The organism is Myxococcota bacterium, assembly GCA_041389495.1.
Classification (GTDB): Bacteria; Myxococcota_A; UBA9160; order UBA9160; family UBA4427; genus JAWKRT01.
The window spans coordinates 1,841,216-1,860,547 of the sequence record JAWKRT010000001.1 but is presented as its reverse complement, the minus strand read 5'-3'; the positions used below and the strand labels follow the sequence as shown (position 1 = coordinate 1,860,547).

Genomic DNA, 19,332 nt, shown 5'->3' with positions numbered 1-19,332 from the left:
CCCGGCGCGCGCCCCCCGGCCTGGAGCGGCGGACCGCGAGGTGCCGCCGCCCGCGCACACGGGGCGCGGCGCGCTCGAGCGGCGGCTCGCGGCCGTCGCGCCCATCGTCGGCATCGCGCTCCTCCTCGCGGCGACCTGGGTGCTGCGGCGCGAGGTCGCCGCCTATCACCTTCGCGACGTCGTGGCCCATCTGCAGGCGATCGCACCCGCGCGCGCGTTCGGCGCGATCGGGCTCACGGCCGTCGGCTATGCGGTGCTCACGGCCTACGACGCGCTCGCGTTCCGCGTGATCGGCGTCGCGCTCCCGTACCGGCGGATCGCGCTGGCGTCGTTCGTCGCGTACGTGATGAGCCACAACGTCGGGCTGTCGGGGCTCGGCGGGAGCGCGGTGCGGTACCGGATGCTCACGTCGTGGGGTGTGCGCGCGGACGACGTGGCGCGCGTGATCGCGTTCGCGGCGCTGACGTTCTGGCTCGGGTTCGCGCTCGTCGGCGGCGTCGCGAACGCGCTGTGGCCGGTCGCGCTGCCGACGGGCTCGATCGGCTTCGCGAGCAGCCGGCCGCTCGGCGTCGCGCTCGTCGGCGCGGCCGCGGGCTACGTCGCGCTCGCCGCGCTGCGGCGCCGACCGTTCGCGATCCGCGGCTTCCGCATCGACGTGCCCGACGCGCGCACGGCGCTCCTGCAGCTCGCGGTGTCGAGCGCGGACTGGCTGCTCGCGGCGTCGGTGCTGTGGGTGCTGCTGCCGGACGGCACGGGCCTCGGCTTCGCGACGTTCGTCGCGGCGTTCCTGCTCGCGCAGGTCGCCGGGCTCGCGAGCCACGTGCCGGGCGGGCTCGGGGTGTTCGAGGGCGCGCTCGTCGTGCTGCTGCGCCCGTGGCTCGCCGCCGACGCGCTGCTCGCGTCGATCGTCGCCTACCGGTTCGCCTACTACCTGCTGCCGCTCGTCGCCGGCGTGCTCGCGTTCGCGGGCTACGAGCTGCGTCAGCGGCGCGCGGCACTCGCGCGCGCGGGCGCGCGCCTGCAGGGCGCGGCGGCGGAGGTCGCGCCGCGCGTGCTGTCGGCGACGACGTTCGCGGCCGGCGCCGTGCTGCTCTTCTCGGGCGCGATGCCCGAGCTGCCGGAGCGCCTCGCGTGGCTGCGCCGCACCCTCCCGCTGCCGTGGATCGAGACCTCGAAGCTCGCGGGCAGCGTGATCGGCGCGCTCCTGCTCGTGCTCTCGAACGCACTGCGCGAGCGGCTCGACGCGGGCTACGTCGGCGCGCTCGCGCTGCTCGTCGCGGGCGCCGTCGCGTCGCTCGCGAAGGGGCTCGACTGGGAGGAGGCGAGCGTGCTCGCCGCGATGGCCGCGGCGCTCGCGCCGTGTCGCGCGTACTTCTACCGGCGCAGCTCGCTGCGCGAGCAGTCGCTCTCGCCGCGCTGGTGGACGGCGGTCGCCGTCGTCGGCCTCGGCTCGGTCGTCGTGCTCGAGCTCGCGTATCGCCACGTCGAGTACTCGAGCGACCTGTGGTGGCGCTTCGGCCCGCACGAGCCCGCGTCGCGCTCGCTGCGCGCGGAGCTCGCGGCCGCGGTCGCGCTCGTCGCGGTCGCGCTGCTCCGGCTGCTGCGCCCCGCGCCGGCCGCACCCGCCGCGCCGAGCGTCGACGACCTCGACCGCGCGCAGGCGATCGCCGCGCGCGCGCCGCGCACGACCGGCTACCTCGCGCTGCTCGGCGACAAGCACGTCCTCTTCGACGACGCGCGCGAGGCGTTCGTGACGTACGGCGTGAGCGGACGGACGTGGGTGGCGATGGGCGACCCCGTCGGGCCGCCGGCCCGGGCCGCCGAGCTCGCGTGGCGCCTGCGCGAGCTCGCCGATCGCCACGGCGCCGATGCGGTCTTCTGGGAGGCGACCGAGGACGCCCTGCCCGTCTACGTCGACCTCGGGCTCGCGCTCCGCAAGGTGGGCGAGGAGGGGAGCGTCCCGCTCGCCGCGTTCTCGCTCGAGGGCAGCGCGCGCAAGGGCCTGCGGCAGACCGAGCGCCGCATGGCGCGCGAGGGCTGCGCGTTCGAGATCGTCGGAGCCGACGGCGTCCCGGCGATCCTCGACGAGCTCGAGGCGATCTCGGACGCGTGGCTCGCGGCGCGACACGCGCGCGAGAAGCGCTTCTCGCTCGGCTTCTTCGACCGCGCCTACCTGTCGCGCTTCCCCGTCGCCGTCGTGCGCCGCGACGGCCGCATCGTCGCGTTCGCGAACGTGTGGACGAGCGCGTCGAAGGCCGAGCTCTCGATCGACCTGATGCGCTACGACGCGCGCGCGCCATCGGGCGTGATGGAGTACCTGTTCACGCAGCTCATGCTCTGGGGACGCGACGAGGGCTACGCGCAGTACGGACTCGGGATGGCGCCGCTCGCCGGTCTCGAGCGCCACCGGCTCGCGCCGGCGTGGAACCGCGTCGGCGCGCTGCTCTTCCGGCACGGCGAGCAGCTCTACCACTTCCAGGGGCTGCGCGACTTCAAGGACAAGTTCGACCCCGTGTGGGAGCCGCGCTATCTCGCGAGCCCCGGCGGCCTCGCCCTGCCGATCGTGCTCACCCGCATCGCGTCGCTCGTCTCGGGCGGCGTCACGGGAGTGGTCCTGCGATGAACGTGCCCTCGTCCGCCGACGCGCCCAACCCCGAGCCCTGGGAGTTCGCAGGCTGGGGGCACGCGGAGCGCATCGCCGACCTCACGCCCGTCGAGGTCGAGCCGACCGACCCCGAGCACCGGCACCGCCACACGCTCGGGACGTGGCGCGCCACCGCGATCTGCGGCAACGACATCACCTCGAGCGTGCTCTACGTGTCGGCGCTGTGCGCGGCGCAGGCGGGCGTGCTCGCGCCCCTCGTGCTGCTCGTGGTGGCGGGCGTGCTCTACCTGTTCCGCAAGGTGTACGCGGAGGTCGGCAGCGCGCTCCCGATGAACGGCGGCACGTACACCGTGCTGCTCAACACGACGAACAAGCGCGTCGCCGCGGCGGCCGCGTGCCTGACGCTCCTGTCCTACATCGCCACCGCCGTGATCAGCGCGAGCGAGGCGATGCACTACGCGCACCACCTCGTGCCCGCGATCGACGTCATCCCGGCGACGATCGCGCTGCTCGGCGCGTTCGCGTTCCTCGGCATCCTCGGGATCGGCGAATCGGCGGCCGTCGCGCTCGGCATCTTCCTGCTGCACATGGCGACGCTCGTCGTCCTCTCGGTCGCGTGCATCGCGAGCGTCGCGCGCGACCCGTCGCTCTTCGTCGCGAACCTCCACCTCCCGAGCCTCGAGAGCATCCCGCGCGCGCTCTTCTTCGGGTTCGCGGCCGCGATGCTCGGCATCAGCGGCTTCGAGAGCTCGGCCAACTTCATCGAGGAGCAGAAGGACGGCGTCTTCCCGAAGACGCTGCGCAACATGTGGCTCGCGGTGGCGGTCTTCAACCCGCTCATCAGCTTCCTGTCGCTCGGCATGCTGCCGCTCGACCAGATCCGCGACGTGCCGCCCGACCTGCTCGCCCGCATGGGCGACGTGGCGTTCGGGCGCCCGCTCGCGCTGCTCGTCTCCGCGGACGCCGCGCTCGTGCTCTCGGGCGCCGTGCTCACGAGCTACGTCGGCGTCACCGGCCTCGTGCGCCGCATGGCGCTCGACCGCTGCCTGCCGCAAGTGCTGCTCGTCGAGAACCGCTGGCGGCGGACGCCGCACTGGATCCTGCTCGGCTTCTTCGCGCTCTGCGTGTCGATCCTGTCGGCGACGCAGGGCCGCATCGAGTCGCTCGCCGGCGTCTACACGCTCGCCTTCCTGAGCGTGATGGCGCTCTTCGCGCTCGGGAACATGCTGCTCAAGCTGCGGCGCGCGCGGCTGCCGCGCGCCGAGCGCGCGGGCTGGCCGACCGTGGTCGTCGCGCTCGTGATGGTGCTCGTCGGCCTCGTCGGCAACGTCGTGCTCGACCCGCTCAACCTCGAGATCTTCGAGGGCTACTTCGCCGCCGCGCTGGCCGTCGTGGGCGTCATGTTCCTGCGCATCCAGATCCTGAAGGCCGGGCTCTACGTCTCGCGCGGGCTCGTCGAGCGCCTGACCGCGGCCGGCCACTGGATCCACGCGGCGGTGATGCGGCAGATCGAGGAGATCAACGAGCGCCCGATGGTCTACTTCACGAAGGGCGACGACATGGTGACGCTGAACCGCGCCGCGCTCTACGTGCTCGACAACGAGCAGACGACGCGGCTCAAGGTCGTGCACGTCTACTGCGACGCGTATCCCGTCCCGCCCGACCTCGCCGAGCACCTGCGCGTGATCGACCACCTCTACCCGCAGCTGCGCGTCGACTTCCTCGCGGTGAAGGGCGAGTTCGGGCCGGCGCTCGTCGAGGCGCTCGCGCGCCACCTCGGCGTCCCGCACAACTGCATGTTCATCGGGACGCCCGGCGACCGCTTCCCGCACCGCATCGAGGACCTCGGCGGCGTGCGCGTCGTGCTCTGACGCGCGCGCCGCGCGCGCCTCCCGCTCAGCCGCGCCGTCCGAGCTCGGTCAGCAGCTCGAGCTGGATCTCCTGGATCTCGACCAGCCGCTCCCACTGGTGCGACAGCAGGTGGTCGACCTTCTCGTGCAGGTGGCGGATCTCGAGCTCGGCCTTGAGGTTCACCTGGTAGTCGTGCTGCGAGCGGAGGCGGTCCTTCGCCTCCTGCCGGTTCTGGCTCATCATGATGATCGGCGCCTGGATCGCCGCGAGGCACGAGAGCACGAGGTTGAGCAGGATGAACGGGTACGGGTCGAGCGGCGGGCGCAGCACGGCCCACGTGTTGGCGCCGATCCACAGCGCGAGGAACCCCGCGAAGCAGAGCAGGAAGGCCCAGCTGCCGCCGAACGTCGCGATGCGGTCGGCGAGGCGCTCGCCGAGCGTCCAGTCGCGCTCGAACGCGACGTCGACGTTCTCCGACAGGAGCTCGTGCTCGCGCAGGCTGTCGACCACCTCGCGCTCGAGCGCGGTCAGGTCGCCGCGCTCCGACTCGAGCAGCTGGCTCACGTAGCGGCCGCGGTAGACCGCGAGGTCGTCGCGGCACACGCGGCTCTCGGCGCCCCATTCGGGGTGGTCGGCGCGGATCGCGTCGGCGACCGAGGGCCGCACGAGCGCTCCCGACACGAGCTGCCGCCGCGGCAGCGTGCGTCCGCACACCGCGCACCGCGCGGACTCGCTCTCCCTCGCCCTCATCCGCGTCCCTCCTCGCGGCTCCGCGTGTCAGAGCGCGGGCACGCGCGCGAACCACGGCCGCTCGGCCTCGAGCTGCGCGGCGAGCCGGAAGAGCGTCGCCTCGTCGCCGAAGCGCCCCGCGAACATCACGCCGACGGGCACGCCGCGCGGCGCCGCCTCGGAGGGCTCCGTCCAGTGGAGCGGCACGCTCATCGCGGGCTGCCCCGTCATGTTGAAGAGCGACGTGAAGGCCGACGCGCGCGTCGCGGGCAGCACGAACGAGTCGTAGTCCTGCGACAGCGAGAGCACGCCGAGCGCGGGCGGCACGTGCGCCATCGTCGGCGAGAGGATCGCGTCGAAGCGCTCGAGGAACGCGCCGAGCGCGCGGCTCGCGCCGTGGAGCGTCGCGCGCGCGCGCACGAGCTCGATGCCCGAGACGCGCGGCGCGCCCTCGACCCAGCGGCGCGTGATCGGCTCGAGCTCGTCGGGCCGCGCGGGGCGCCCGAGCGCCGCCTCGCGCGCCGCGACGGCGATCGCGGTGCCGACGCCCGACGCCGCTCCGTAGGCGCCCCACACGGCCGCGTAGTCGAGGGCAGGCGAGGCCTCCTCGACGTCGTGTCCGAGCGCAGCGCAGAGCGCCGCCGCGTCGTGCGCGGCGCGCACGCACTCGGCGTCGACCGGGACCGGGACGAGCGGCTTCGTCATCAGCGCGATGCGAAGGCGCCCGGGCGCGCGCGCGATCTCCTCGAGGTACGGGCGCTCGCGCGGCGGCGCGGCGTAGGCGTCGCCGACCGCCGGCCCCTGCGTCGCGTCGAGGAGCGCCGCGCTGTCGCGCACGCTGCGGCTCACGCAGTGTGCGGCGGAGAGCCCGCCCCACCCTTCGTAGATCGCGGGCCCGAGCGGCACGCGGCCGCGCGTCGGCTTCATGCCGAAGAGCCCGCACGACGAGGCCGGAATGCGGATCGAGCCGCCGCCGTCGGTCGCGTGCGCCGCGGGCACGATGCCCGCCGCGACCGCCGCCGCCGAGCCGCCCGAGCTCCCGCCCGGGCTGCGCGCGAGATCCCACGGGTTGTGCGTCGCGCCGTGGAGCGCCGACTCGCTGCTCGGCGAGCCGCCGAACTCGGGGCTGTGCGTCTTGCCGAAGATCACGAGGCCGGCCGCGCGGTAGCGCTCGGTGAGCGTCGAGTCGGCGTCGCGCACGGCGTCGGCGAACAGCCGCGAGCCCTCGGTCGTGACCGTGCCGCGCATCCCGATGCCGAGGTCCTTGAGCAGCCACGGCACGCCGCGCAGCGGGCCGTCCGGCAGCGCGCCGCGCGCGGCCTCGCGCGCGAGCTCGAAGTGCCGCACGGTGATCGCGCGGATCGCCGGCTCGACCGCCTCCGCGCGCGCGATCGCGAGCTCGAGCAGCTCGGCCGGGCTCGCGTCGCCGCGACGCACGAGCTCGGCGAGGCCGACGGCGTCGTGCGCGCGGTACGCGTCGAAGGGAAGCGCGCGCGGCGTCGCCGCCACCGCGGCCGTGCGCGACGCGCACGCGGGCCACGCCATCGCGGCGCCCGCGAGCGCGCCCGCCTCGAGGAAGCGGCGTCGCGTGAGAACGGGGTCCATCGTCGGGTCTCCTGCCGCCGCTCGCGCGACGGCTACATGAACGTCGGGCGCTCGCCCACCACCTGCGCCTCGCGCAGCTTCGCGACGTCGTCGTCGGAGAGCCCGAGCTCGTCGCGCAGCACGGCCTCGTTGTGCTCGCCGAGGAGCGGAGCGGCGCGACGGCGCAGCCCGCGCGGGAGCCCCGAGAACGCGATCGGCTGGCCCGGGTAGCGCATGCGTCCGGCCGCCGGGTGCTCCACCTCCTGGAAGAAGCCGCGGTGCGCGAGCTGCGGATTCGGGAAGAGCGCGTGGGGATTGATGCACTCGCTCGCCGGCACGCCGGCGGCGAGCAGCGCCTCCGCGGCCTCGGCGCGCGCGCGCACCGTCGTCCACGCGCGGATGCCCTCGTCGATCGCGTCGTGCGCGGCGCGCCGCCCGGCGGCGCTCGCCAGCTCGGGCGCGCGCGCCCAGTCCGCGCGCCCGAGCGCCGCGCACAGCGCCTGCCACTGCGCGTCGGTCGCGACCGCGATCGCGACGTGGCCTTGCGAGCGGCCCGTCTCGTCGCGGTCGGCGCACGGGTAGACGCCCTGCGGCGCCGCGAACGGGCCGCGATTCGTGAGCCGCTCGAGCAGCGCGCCGTGCGCGCTCTTCTCGAGCACCTGCTCGGCCGCGATCGCGAGCGCGGGCTCGACGAGCGGCACCTCGACGAGCTGCCCGACGCCCGTGCGCCGCCGCTCCTCGAGCGCGAGCGCGGTCGCGAACACCGCGTGCATGCCGCCGAGCGGGTCGCACGCGCCGCGCACGACGAGCGGCAGGTGCGCGTAGCCGGTGAGCCACGCGAGCCCGCTCACCTGCTCGATGTTCATCGCGAAGCCGACGCGGTCGCGCCACGGCCCCTCGAGCCCGAACGACGGCATGCGCAGCAGGACGGCGCGCGGGTTGAGCGCGTGGATCACGTCCCAGCCGAGCCCGAAGTTGTCGAGGACGCGCGCCGAGAAGTTCTCGGCCACGACGTCGGCGCTCGCGACGAGCCGCTTCACGAGCGCGAGGCCCTCGGGCGAGTCGAGCCGCAGCGTCACGTCGCGCTTGCTCGAGTTCGCGCCGTGGAAGATCGGATTGAACTCCCACATCCGGTCGTTGCGCACGGAGCCCGCGAAGCGCATGCCGTCGGGGCGCTGGATCGACTCGACCTTGAGCACGTCCGCGCCGAGCTCGGCCAGGAAGCTCGTGCCGACGGGCCCGGCCCAGAACGCCGTCAGGTCGAGCACGCGCAGGCCTTCGAACGGGAGCGGCCCGCCGCCCTCCGCACCGCGCGCGCCCGCCGTCGCGCCGCGCGCGCGCGGCGCCGCGGCGAGCTCGGCCTCGACCTCGGCCGTGTGTGCGCCGAGCGCGGGCGCGGGGCGCAGCGCGGGCGGCGCGTCGCAGCTCGCGTCGAGCCCGCCCGCTCCGTGCAGGCGGTACGGCGTGCGCGGCTGCTCGAAGCCCGCCGGGTTGCGCACGAACACGCCGCGCGCGCGCAGGTGGTCCATCGCGAGCAGCGTCTCGCCGTTGCCGAGCGGGTTCACGGGAATGCGCATCAGCCCGAGCAGCTCGATGACCTCGTCGGCGGTGTGCTGCTTCGTGAACGCGTGGATCGCGCCGTGGATGAGGTCGAGGTGCTCCATGCGCGCCTTCGCGTCGTAGAAGCGCTCGTCCTCGGCGAGTGCGGGCTGGCCGATCACCGCGCAGAAGTCCTTCCACTGCTGGCCGGTGATGGTGCAGATGCCGACCCAGCCGTCCTTCGTCGGCTCGATCGACGGCGTCTCGATCGCCTGCGGCAGCGGCCCGGGAAAGAACTGCGCGTCGAGGTCGTGGTAGATCGTCATGCACAGGCAGAGCACCTCGAACATCGAGACGTCCGCGTGCTGTCCGGCGCCCGTCTTGCGCGCCGACAGCCATCCGCACAGCCCGCCGAGCGCGGCGTACACGCCCGGCAGCCACTCGCCGAGGCGGCCGCCCGCGCCGACCGGCCCGAGCGCGGGCAGGCCGCGGTGCGCGGTCGAGCCGACCGCCGCCTGCAGCGTGAACTCCGTGCACGGGCGCTCGGCCCACGGCCCGGTGAGCCCGAAGGGCGAGATCGACACGAGCGTGCAGCGCGGATTGCGCGCGCGCACGGCGTCCCACCCGATGCCGCGCGCCTCGGCGCCGCCCGGCCCGAAGCTCTCGATCGCGATGTCGGCGCGCTCGACGAGCGCGAGCGCGAGCGCGCGCCCCGCGTCCGTCGCGAGGTCGGCCACGACGCCGCGCTTCGACGCGTTCAGGTAGTGGAAGAGGACGCCGCTCTCGCCCGGCGCGACCGCTGCGCCCGACGCGCTCCAGCGGCGCAGCGGGTCGCCTGCGGGCGGCTCGACCTTCACGACGTCCGCGCCCGCATCGGCGAAGAGCTTGCTCGCGTAGGCGCCCGTGATCCCGGTCGAGAAGTCGACGACGCGCAGGCCCGCGAGCGGCCCCGGTCGCACGCCCGCGCTCGCTCCTGCGCTCGCCCCTGCCTCGGCCACCGCGGCTCCTCCCGTCCGTCTGCTCGCTCGTGCGAGCACCCGCCGCGCGCGCGGGCGCGCGATCCTCACGGCCCGTCGCGAGCGCGTCAAGCACCGCGCGCGCTTCCGTCGCGCGCGGCGCATCGGGTAGGCTCGGCGCGCGCACGCCGCGCGCACGAGGTTCCCCGATGGCCGATCTGCGCATCCTCAACGCGACGCTCGTCGACGGCACGGGGGCGCCCGAGCGCATGGCCGACGTGCGCGTGGAAGGCGGGCGCATCGCCGAGATCGCGCCGGCCGGCGCGCTCGGCACGGGCGCGGGGCGCGCGATCGACGCGCAGGGGCGCCTGCTCACGCCCGGCTTCGTCGACCCGCACACGCACTACGACGGCCAGGTGACGTGGGACCCGGTGCTCGCGCCGTCGTCGTGGCACGGCGTGACGACGGTCGTGATGGGCAACTGCGGCGTCGGCTTCGCGCCCGCGCGCGCGAGCGAGCGCGCGTGGCTCGTCGAGCTGATGGAAGGCGTCGAGGACATCCCGGGCACGGCGCTCCACGACGGCATCCAGTGGGCGTGGGAGACGTTCCCCGAGTACCTCGACGCGCTCGAGCGCATGCCGCGCACGATCGACGTCGCGACGCAGATCCCGCACGGCGCGCTGCGCGTCTACGCGATGGGCGAGCGCGGCGCGGCGCAGGAGCGCGCCACCGCCGACGAGCTCGAGAAGATGGCCGCGCTCGTGCGCGAGGGCATCCGCGCCGGCGCGCTCGCGTTCTCGACGAACCGCCTCCCGCTGCACACGTCGATCCACGGCGACCCGGTGCCCGGCACGTTCGCCGACCGCGACGAGCTGCTCGCGCTCGCGCGCGCGGTCGTCGACGGGGGCGGGCGCATCGTGCAGTCGGTGCCGGCCGGCTCGATGGGCGACGACCCGGACGGCCCGGTGCGCGAGGTCGAGCTCTACCGCGAGATCAGTCGCGCCACCGGCGCGACCGTCACGTTCTCGACCGTGCAGGTGCACCCGAACCCCGAGCTCTGGCGCGAGGTGCTGAAGCGCGTCGCGGCCGCGAACGCGTCGGGCGCGAAGCTCGTGCCGCAGGTGCTCGCGCGGCCGGCCGGACTGCTCGCGTCGTTCGACACGTTCAACCCGTTCGCCGAGCGCCCGTCGTACCAGGAGGTGGCGGCGCTGCCGCTCGCCGAGCGCGTGAAGCGGCTGCGCGACCCCGCGCGGCGCGCGCGCCTGCTGTCCGACGAGGAGGCGCGGCGCGACAACGCGGGCATGGGCATCATGCGCCACAGCCTGCGCAGCGCGTTCGCGATGGACGCGGGCGTCGTCTTCGAGCCCGAGCCCTCGCAGTCGATCGCCGCGCGCGCCGAGCGCGAGGGCGTCGACCCCGTCGCCAAGCTGTTCGACGTGATGTGCGACCTCGCGGAGGCGTCGACGGGCGGCCGCACGCGCATGCTGCACGTCTACTTCAGCGGCTACGCGCACGGGAGCCTCGACGCGATCGGCGAGATGCTCGCGAGCGACCTCACGGTCGCCGGCCTCGCCGACGGCGGCGCGCACTGCAGCATGATCTGCGACGCGAGCATGCCGACGTTCGTGCTCGCCCACTGGGTGCGCGACCGCACGCGCGGCCCGCGCATCCCGCTGCCGCAGGCCGTCCGCATGCTGAGCAAGGAGCCGGCCGACCTCTACGGCCTGCGCGACCGCGGCGTCGTCGCCGTCGGCCGCCGCGCGGACCTGAACCTGATCGACCTCGACCGCATCGAGCTCGACCTTCCCGAGATCACGCCCGACCTGCCGACGGGAGCCGCGCGCGTGCTCCAGCGCGGCCATGGCTACGACTACACGATCGTCGCGGGCGAGGTGACGTTCGAGGGCGGCGAGCCGACGGGCGCGCGGCCGGGCGGGCTCGTGCGCGGCGAGCGCGCCGCGTGATCGCGGCGAAGTACGAGGTCGCGCCGTCGCGCGTGCCGGGCGCCGGCCTCGGACTCTTCGTCGCCGAGCCGGTCGCGGCGGGCGCCGTCGTCGTCGTGCCCGACGGCATCGAGCAGACCTTCTCGCTCGAGGAGCTCGTCGCGCACCCGGCCGGCGAGCGCGCGCAGGCCGCGGCCGTGCGCTGGTACGAGGGACGTTATTCGGTGACGCTCGACTGGCCGGACGAGTGCTACATGAACCACAGCTTCGAGCCGACCGGCCTGTGGCACCTCGGCTTCGTGTTCGCGACGCGCGACCTGGCGGCGGGCGACGAGCTCACGCTCGACTACCGCCACCTGCTCGCCCCCGGCGAGCGCGAGCCCTTCGTCGACGCCGCGACCGGACGCGCGATCGAGGGCTTCCCGTGGCGCGAGAGCCTGCGGCGCTCGAGCGCGACGCTCGTGCGCCTGCTCGAGGGCGGAGCCGCGCCCGCCGCGGTGGCTCAGTCGAACGCCGACCAGCGTCGCTCCGGGTAGAGCGCGACGGCCGGCGCGTGGAGCCACTCGTCGCGCCACGCCTTGCGCGCGAGCACGCGCAGGAGCGCGGCGTCGTCGAGGCCGCCCGCGCGCACCGCCGCGTCGAGCGCGCGCAGCGCGCCCGCCCCCGCGTCGAAGCGCCCGCCGAGCAGCGCGGCGACGTCCTCGCACAGCGCCGCGTCGAGCGCGGCCGCGTGGCGGCGGCGGCGGTCCATGCAGGCGACGAGCGTCGCGACGTCGCGCGCGCGCGAGGCGGCGAACGGGTCGGCGAGCCGGGGCGCCACGTCGCGCTCCTGCGCGTAGAGCGCCGCGTCCGCGAGCACGTCGCGCCCGCCGTCGCCCTCGCCCTCCGGCATCTCCGGGCGCTCGACCTCGACCTCCATCGCGAGCGCGAGCATCTCGGCCGTCGCGCGGTCGCCCACGTAGCGGTACGCGAGGTACCAGGCGAGCGACTCGCGCGGGTGCGCGTTCGCGCAGACCCAGTGGATCGGGATCATGCCCCGCACGTTCTGGTGCACGGCGTAGTAGCGCGCGCGGAAGCGGTCGTACGGGATGCCCGACTCGCGCGCGTAGAGCGCGAAGAGGCCGTCGAGGCCGCCGCTCGGGTTCCAGAACTCGCGCACGGCGATGTTGCCGAGGTCCTCGAGCGGGTCGCCGTAGTGCCCGAGCTCCCAGTCGACCACCGCGCTCACGCGGTCGTCCTGGAACAGGAAGTTCACCGGCCCCGTGTCGCCCTGCACGAGCGACACGCGCGCCACTGCGTCGGGCGCGAAGCGCTCGAGCCACTGCAGGCCGTAGGTCGTGAGCGGGTCCGCGTTGCGCTCGAGGAAGGGCCGCCACTGCGCGACGACGGCGTCGACCTCGGCGAGCGCGCACTCGCGCGGCGTCTTCGGGCGGTACGCCATCACGTCGTCGAGGCCGAGCTCGTCCGGGTCGAGCGCGTGCACGCGCGCGACGACGCGGACGAAGTCCTCCATCACCGCGCGCTGGCGCGCGCGATCCTCGAGCTTGTCGATGTCCGAGCGGCCGCGGTCGCGCTCGAAGAGCGTCGCCCGCAGCGCGGCGTTCCAGCCGTGCACGGCGGGCACCGGGATGCCGCGCGCGCCGAGGGCCTCGACGATGCGCGTCTCGCGCTCGAGGCGACGCGGGTCGACGCCCGCCTCGCGCTGCAGGCGCAGGAACCCCTCGAGCGTCGTGCCGTCGGGACGCGCGACGTCGACGACCCAGGCCTCGCGCCGCGCGACGTGCCGCTCGAGCCGCGCGACGTCGCCGCCGCCGGTGCGCGCCACCCACTCGAGGAGTCCGTCGGGAAGATCGGGGTCCGAGCTCGCCATGGGCGCGGCAGCCTACCACTGCCGCCCGCGCCGGCGCGCCCGTCAGCGGACGGCGGGCAGCCGCACCGCGAAGTGCGCGCCGGGCTCGGCGCTCCGCTCGAGCTCGAGCTCGCCGCCGTGCTCGCGCACGATGTCGAAGGCGATCGAGAGGCCGAGGCCCGTGCCCTCGTTCGGCGCGCGCGTCGTGAAGAACGGGTCGAAGATCTTGCCGCGCAGCTCCTCGGGGACACCGGGCCCGTTGTCGGCGATGCGGATCTCGACGAAGTCGCCCACGGCGCGCGTCGCCGCGACGACCCGGCCGCCATCGCGCCCCTTGAGCGCGTGCTTCGCGTTCAGGAACAGGTTGAGCAGCACCTGCGTCAGCTGGTTCGCCGACGCCGCGACGCGCGGCAGCCCGTCGGCGAGGCGCGTCTCGAAGTGCACCGTCGCGCTCCGCTCGAGCGACGCGAAGCGCGACGCCTCGGCCACGGCCGCGTTCACGTCGCAGTGCTCGTCGCGCGACGCCGGCATGCGCGCGAAGCGGAGGAGCCCCTGCACGATGCCGTGGATGCGATCGATGCCCGCGAGGCTCTCGACGACGACGTCCTGCACGTCGCCCACCTCCTCGGCGAGCTCCTTCGGCAGCTCGTCGCGGTGATCGTCGATGAGCGAGGCCAGGTACTCGAGGTGGACGAGGTTGGCGCGCACGTACGCGAGCGGGTTGTTGACCTCGTGCGCGACGCCGGCCGCCAGGATGCCGACGCTCTCGAGCTTCTGGCTCTGGTGCAGGCGGCGCGCGGCGCGCCGCTCCTGGCTGCGGTCGCGCAGCACGACGAAGCTGCCGGCGAAGGCGCCCGACGCATCGGCCGCCGCGCCGCCCGCGAGCTCGAGCGTGCGCCCGTCGCCCGTCTCGAGCTCGACGGCGAACGACGCCTCGCCCCGGGCGAGCCCGTCGAGCGCGGCGGCGACGGCGCCCTCGGGCCGCGTCGGCTCGAGCGCGGCGAACGCGCCGGCGAGCCGCGTGCCGACGAGCGCGTCGATCGGCGCCTCGAGCATGCGCGCCGCGCTCGGGTTCGCGTCGACGACGATGCCGTCGACGTCGGCCATCACGACGCCGTCGGTCGACGCCTCGATCACGTCGCGGCGCGCGACCGGCTGCACGTCGAGCAGGCGGTAGCGCTGGATCGCCGTCACGAGCAGCACGCAGGTGAGCGCGAGCGCGGACGGCGTCATCGAGGCGTCGGGCGGGAGCACGCCCGAGACGTAGGCGAAGTGCGCGAAGAGCGGCGCGAGCACGCCCGCGCAGATGAGCAGCATGCGCCGCCGCTCGAGCCGGCTCGGCGACGTCGCCCACAGCCGCAGGGCGATCGCGAGGCCCGCGATCGCGGTGAGGTTCGACCAGACCTGGAAGGCCCAGTAGAGCGGGCCGATGTCGTGCGAGAGGTCGTTCTGCACCACGAGCTGTCCCGGGTCGGCCATCCAGTGGTGCGCGTCGTTCGTCACGAAGCCGAGGAAGAAGAGCGCGAACGGCGCGAGCAGCGCGCCGCCCATGCCGACGCGCTGCTCGAAGATCTCGAAGCGCGCGTAGCGGAGCATGAGCAGGCAGAAGAGCGGCGACATGAAGCACGTGCCGGGGAGCACGAGTGCGGCGGGGATCCGGGGGTCGATGCCGGGGCGCGTCGCGAGGACGCCCCCCACCATCCAGCCGAAGATCAGCACGAGCAGCGAGAGCAGCGTGCGCGGCACGGCGCCGGATTCGCGGCGCATCGCGGTCTCGACGATCAGCGCGAGCACGAGCGGCCCCGCGATGCCGAGCTGGAGGAGCATCGGATCCATCGGCGGGGCTCATCGGCCGCCGCCCCGGCGCCCGTGAGGCGCGCGGCGACCGCGGCGGCGATTCGCGCCGGGGCGCCCGGGCGCCGCCGCTACGGCTCGGACGTCGCGCGGAGCTCGCCCGGCAAGGCGCGCGCGAGGTCGGCGGCGAGCAGCCGCGCGAGCCGCGCGTGGCCCTCGGCCGTCGGGTGCCACGAGTCGCGGAAGAGTGCGCCGCGCCGCACGCCCTGCGGATGCAGCGCGAGGCCGGCCTCGGTGTAGACGAGCTCGCCCGCGTGCGCGGCCGCGAAGCGCGTCAGCGGGCACGCGTGCGGTGTCGAGTCGCGGTACGCGGGGTGGACGAGCGCGAGCGTCGCACCGCGCTCGCGCACGCGCGCGAGCAGCCGCTCGAGGATGCGCGCGCGCTCGTCCTCCGAGACGCGCCGGCCGAGCGCGCGCTCGTCGAGCCCCGCGCGCGCGGGCCTCGCGCCGTCGACGCGCTGCAGGCGCGGCGGAATCCCGATGTCGGGGAGCCCGATCTCCTCGAGCGGGTTCGCGAAGTCGCCGGCGTCGAACGTCTCGACGCGCAGCAGCGCGAGGCGCATGCGCAGGAAGCGCAGCAGCGCGGACGCGCGTGCCAGCGCGAACACTCCGCCGCTGCGCTCGGCCTCCCACCGCTGCCAGTCCGTCTGCAGCACGCCGACCTCGTTGTTGCTCGAGTCGCGCAGCGACGACGGCAGGTAGTCGTTCACCTCGTGGTAGAAGACGACGACGTCGGGGGCGAGCGCGAGGCCGCGCGTCTCGAGGTACCGCAGGCTCTGGAACGACGAGTAGGCGGGCACGCCGGCGTCGATCGCCACGACGCGGCGCGCGCGACCGACGGGCGCGAGCTCGCGCTCGAGCCGCGCGGTGTAGGTGGCGTCGTTCTCGACGCCGGTGCCGAACGTCGTGCTCTCGCCGAGCGACAGGATGCGCAGCTCGCCCTCGGGCTTGGGCCCGGGCGGCAGCGGGGGGCTCCGCAAGCCGAGCGCGTTCGTCGCGACGCGCGCGCCCATGTACGGCTGGTCGAGGCCGGGCGCGAGCGACCAGAAGAGCTCGTCGTCGGGACGCAGCAGGCCCGCCGACTCCGGTGGCAGAGGAAGGCTCCGCAGCGCGGGCGACGCGACGAGCGCCACGCGTGCGACCCCCTCGGCGAGCGCGAGCAGCGCGAGCGCGGGCACGAGGGCGAACGCGAGGCGGCGCAGCGCGCGCGCCCGGCCGCCGCGAGCGGCGACGGCCTCGCGGCGGTCGCGGCCGGCGCCTTCGGGAGTGTCCTCGTCCGGGGGCGTGGGCGTCATGCGCGGGCGTCTTCGTCGGGCGGCGTGGGCGTCATGCGCGGGCGATCCGGGGGAACGGGCGCGCGCCTCGCGCCGCGCGCCGAAGTGGGCGGCGATCATACGCGAGCGCGCTCGCCGCGGCGCGGCACCGTGCGTATGCTCGGCCGCCATGCCCGCCTCCCCGCGCCCGTCGCGTCGCGCCCCTGCGCGGCTCCTGTGCGCCGCGCTCGGGGTCGCCCTCGCGTGCGCGGCGTGCGGGCGCGAGCGCGCTCCGCGCACGCTGCTGCTCGTCACCTTCGACACGCTTCGCGCGGACTTCGTCGGCGCCTACGGCGGCGCGCTCGCGCCGACGCCCGCGCTCGACGCGCTCGCGCGCGAGGGCGCCGTGTTCGAGCGCGCGATCGCGGCGGCGCCGTCCACGATCCCCTCGCACGCGACCCTCATGACGGGCCTTCCCGCGCGGCGCCACAGCGCGGGCGCGCGCAACGGCGACACGCGCCTCGAAGGCGCGACGACCGTGGCCGAGCGGCTCGCCGCCGCGGGCTGGCGCACGGGCGCGTTCGTCAGCAACGCCGTGCTGCAGCGCCGCTCGGGGCTCGACCGCGGCTTCGCGCACTACGACGAGCGCCTGCCCGAGACCGAGGGCACGCGCCTCCTCTTCGAGCGGCTCGCCCCCGACACGGTCGCCGCCGCGCTCGCGTGGCTCGCCGCGCAGGACGACGCCGACGTGTTCCTGTGGGTGCACCTGCAGGATCCGCACGGGCCGTACACGCCGCCGCGCGAGTGGCTCGAGCGCGTCCCGCCCGTCGAGGGCGGCGCGGCGGCGCGCGCGCTCCCCGCGTCGGGGCGCGACAACCCGCGCGACGCGATCCCCGCCTATCAGGTCGTCGGCGACGAGCGCACCGCCGCGCAGTACGTGCGCCGCTACGCGGCCGAGATCGGCTTCGCCGACGCCGCGTTCGGCGAGCTCGCGCGCGCCGTGCGCGCGCGCGGCGAGGCGGCGATCGTCGCGACGGCCGACCACGGCGAGAGCCTCGGCGAGGGGCACTTCTGGTTCCAGCACGGACAGGCGACGACGCCCGAGCTCGCGCGCGTGCCGCTCGTCGTGGTCGCGCCCGGCATCGCGCCGCAGCGGCGCGGCGAGCTCGTCGGACACGTCGACGTCGCGCCGACGCTGCTCGCGCTCGCGGGCGTCGCGCCGTCGGCGAGCGCCTCCGCGGGCGCCGAGCGGCGCGGCCTCGCGCTCGTCGACGCGCTGCGCAGCGGCGCGCCGCTGCCCGAGCGCACGCTCTTCTGCGACGGCGTGGGCGAGACGAGCGCCTACCGGCTGCGCTCGTGGGTGCGCGCGAGCGGCTTCGGCGCGCGCAGCGCCGCGCGCGCGGCGGCCGCCTTCGACGCGGGCGATCGCGGCGCGCTCCACGTCGACGGCGCGCGCGCGCCCGCGACGGGCGGCGAGCCGGGCGCCGGCGGCGGCGGGCGCGCCGACGGCGGCGCGGGCGGACGCTGGGAGCCGGGCGTCGACGCGGCGCTCGTCGACGAGATCGCCGCCTACCTGCGCGACGAGGTCGACGTGGCGCCCGCCTCGATGAGCCCCGAGACGCTCGAGCGCCTGCGCGCCCTCGGCTACCTCGGCGACGAGAGCGCCGCGCGCTCGGCCCGCGACGGGGGCGCCGCGGACGCAGAACGTTAGGCGGGCGAGGCGATCGCGCGCGCCTGCGCTCAGTCCATCCGCTCGACGATCGTCGTGATGCCCATGCCGGCGCCGATGCACTGCGTCGCGAGGCCGTAGCGCCCGCCGCTGCGCCGCAGCTCCTTGGCGACGGTGACGACGAGGCGCGCGCCGGTCGCGCCGAGCGGATGGCCGATCGCGATCGAGCCGCCGTTCACGTTCACGCGGGCCTCGTCGATGCCGAGCTCGCGCAGCGACGGCAGCACCTGCGCGGCGAACGCCTCGTTGAACTCGACGCGGTCGATCTGCGCCGCCTCGAGGCCCGCCTTGCGGAGCGCCTTCTTCGACGAGACGACCGGGCCGAGCCCCATGAGCTGCGGCTTCACGCCGCCGACCGCCATCGCGCGGATGCGCGCGAGCGGCTCGACGCCGAGCTCGATCGCGCGGCGCTCGGACATGAGGAGCGCCGCCGAGATGCCGTCGTTCGTCGGGCACGCGTTGCCGGGCGTGATCACGAGCTCGCGGCCGCCGAAGCTCCTGGTGCCGCGGATCGGCTCGAGCTTCGCGAGCTTGTCGGCGGTGGTGCCCGCGCGCACGCACTCGTCGCGGTCGAACACGACCGTCGGGCCGGTCTCCGCCTCGACCCAGTGGCCCTTCTCGTCGAACACCGGGTCCTCGACCTCGAGCGGCACGATCTCGTCCGCGTACGCGCCCTTCGCGTAGGCCGCGTCGCACTTCGCGTGGCTCTCGGCCGAGAAGCGGTCGAGCTCGTCGCGCGAGAGCCCGTACACCTCGGCCACGTTCTGCGCCGTCTGCACCATGCTCTGGAGCCACGGCGAGTCGAGGACGTACTGCGGGAAGGGAACGGAGAAGTAGTCGTCGTGGTCGGGCGCCATGGCGCGCTGCGCGTCGGTGAGCGCGTCGAGCCGCGGGTTCGGCGCGAGCACCCGGCTCTCGCCGCCCGCGGACGGGAGCGCGCGGCCCATGCGCTCGATGCCCATCGCGACGCCGCACTCGATGTCGCCGACCATGATGCCGAGCGCGATGCGGTGGAGCGTCTCCATGCTCGAGCCGCACTGGCGGTTCGAGTGGAAGGCGCACGCCTCGAGCGGGAGCCCGGCGAGGCGCTGCACGGTGCCGAGGTAGGAGAACTCGGTGCCGCGGCCCTGGACGTTGCCGATGCCGACGTCCTCGATCGCCGCGTCCGGCACCTTCGGATTGCGGTCGAGCAGCGCGCGCAGCACCGTCGCGCCCGCGTCGTCGAGCCGCGTCGCGACGAGCTTCCCGCGCGCCCCGCGCGCGAACGCCGACCGCGCCCCGTCCACCAGCACCACGTTGCGAAGCTCCACGTCCTTCTCCTCCGTCCCGTCCGCGCGCGCCGCGCGGCGGGCGCGCGAGCCTAGGCCCCCGGCGCGCGATCCGCGACGGGGGGGCGGTGCGGCCCGGGCGCGAGCGGCCGGCGCGGCGGCGAAAGTGCGT

At 75.5% G+C, this 19,332-nt stretch carries 12 protein-coding genes; 5 read left to right on the top strand and 7 right to left on the bottom strand.

Translation table 11 applies throughout. From position 1 onward, the window contains the following. The first annotated feature begins 40 nt into the window (after positions 1-40). Both mprF and R3E88_08230 read left to right on the top strand, forming a co-directional pair. The gene (gene mprF / locus R3E88_08235; protein ID MEZ4216450.1) at positions 41-2,623 is read left to right on the top strand and encodes a bifunctional lysylphosphatidylglycerol flippase/synthetase MprF; all 2,583 of its coding nucleotides are present in this window, start codon (positions 41-43) and stop codon (positions 2,621-2,623) included. Continuing rightward, complete coding sequence (locus R3E88_08230) at positions 2,620-4,476, top strand: APC family permease (protein MEZ4216449.1); 1,857 nt, start codon at positions 2,620-2,622, stop codon at positions 4,474-4,476. Before mprF ends, R3E88_08230 begins: the two co-directional genes overlap by 4 nt. Before the next feature lie 25 nt (positions 4,477-4,501). On the opposite strand, the gene R3E88_08225 is transcribed toward R3E88_08230, so the two are convergent. From R3E88_08225 to R3E88_08215, 3 genes are read right to left on the bottom strand one after another with little or no spacing between them, the layout of a single operon-like run. Further along, positions 4,502-5,206 (bottom strand): DUF1003 domain-containing protein, encoded by a 705-nt coding sequence (locus R3E88_08225; GenBank protein ID MEZ4216448.1) that lies wholly within the window; start codon positions 5,204-5,206, stop codon positions 4,502-4,504. Between the two features lie 27 nt (positions 5,207-5,233). Beyond that, positions 5,234-6,790, bottom strand: a complete 1,557-nt coding sequence (locus tag R3E88_08220) for an amidase (protein MEZ4216447.1) — start codon at positions 6,788-6,790, stop codon at positions 5,234-5,236. A gap of 32 nt (positions 6,791-6,822) precedes the next feature. Then, entirely contained in the window at positions 6,823-9,306 is a 2,484-nt protein-coding gene (locus R3E88_08215) for a CoA transferase (protein ID MEZ4216446.1), read from the bottom strand. 167 nt (positions 9,307-9,473) lie between these two features. On the opposite strand from R3E88_08215, the gene R3E88_08210 reads away from it, so the two are divergent. Then, positions 9,474-11,228 carry an amidohydrolase family protein gene (locus R3E88_08210; protein MEZ4216445.1) on the top strand — a complete coding sequence of 585 codons (1,755 nt, stop codon included), beginning with the start codon at positions 9,474-9,476 and terminating at the stop codon, positions 11,226-11,228. Further along, on the top strand, positions 11,225-11,743 hold the full coding sequence (locus R3E88_08205; GenBank protein MEZ4216444.1) for an SET domain-containing protein: 519 nt from the start codon (positions 11,225-11,227) through the stop codon (positions 11,741-11,743). The genes R3E88_08210 and R3E88_08205 overlap by 4 nt, the downstream gene beginning before the upstream one ends. Here R3E88_08205 and R3E88_08200 read toward each other — a convergent pair. The 3 genes from R3E88_08200 to R3E88_08190 form a co-directional block, all read right to left on the bottom strand. Next, positions 11,710-13,077, bottom strand: coding sequence for a phosphotransferase (locus tag R3E88_08200; GenBank protein MEZ4216443.1), 1,368 nt, complete (start codon positions 13,075-13,077; stop codon positions 11,710-11,712). The genes R3E88_08205 and R3E88_08200 overlap by 34 nt on opposite strands. Before the next feature lie 42 nt (positions 13,078-13,119). Next, positions 13,120-14,892, bottom strand: a complete 1,773-nt coding sequence (locus R3E88_08195) for a histidine kinase N-terminal 7TM domain-containing protein (protein MEZ4216442.1) — start codon at positions 14,890-14,892, stop codon at positions 13,120-13,122. A gap of 89 nt (positions 14,893-14,981) precedes the next feature. Next, positions 14,982-16,205 carry a hypothetical protein gene (locus tag R3E88_08190; GenBank protein MEZ4216441.1) on the bottom strand — a complete coding sequence of 408 codons (1,224 nt, stop codon included), beginning with the start codon at positions 16,203-16,205 and terminating at the stop codon, positions 14,982-14,984. Between the two features lie 148 nt (positions 16,206-16,353). Between R3E88_08190 and R3E88_08185 the strand changes: the two genes are divergently transcribed. After that, complete coding sequence (locus R3E88_08185; GenBank protein ID MEZ4216440.1) at positions 16,354-17,874, top strand: sulfatase; 1,521 nt, start codon at positions 16,354-16,356, stop codon at positions 17,872-17,874. Between the two features lie 29 nt (positions 17,875-17,903). Here the strand turns inward: R3E88_08185 and R3E88_08180 are convergent, their stop codons facing one another. Further along, entirely contained in the window at positions 17,904-19,202 is a 1,299-nt protein-coding gene (locus R3E88_08180; GenBank protein MEZ4216439.1) for a thiolase family protein, read from the bottom strand. Positions 19,203-19,332 lie beyond the last annotated feature (130 nt).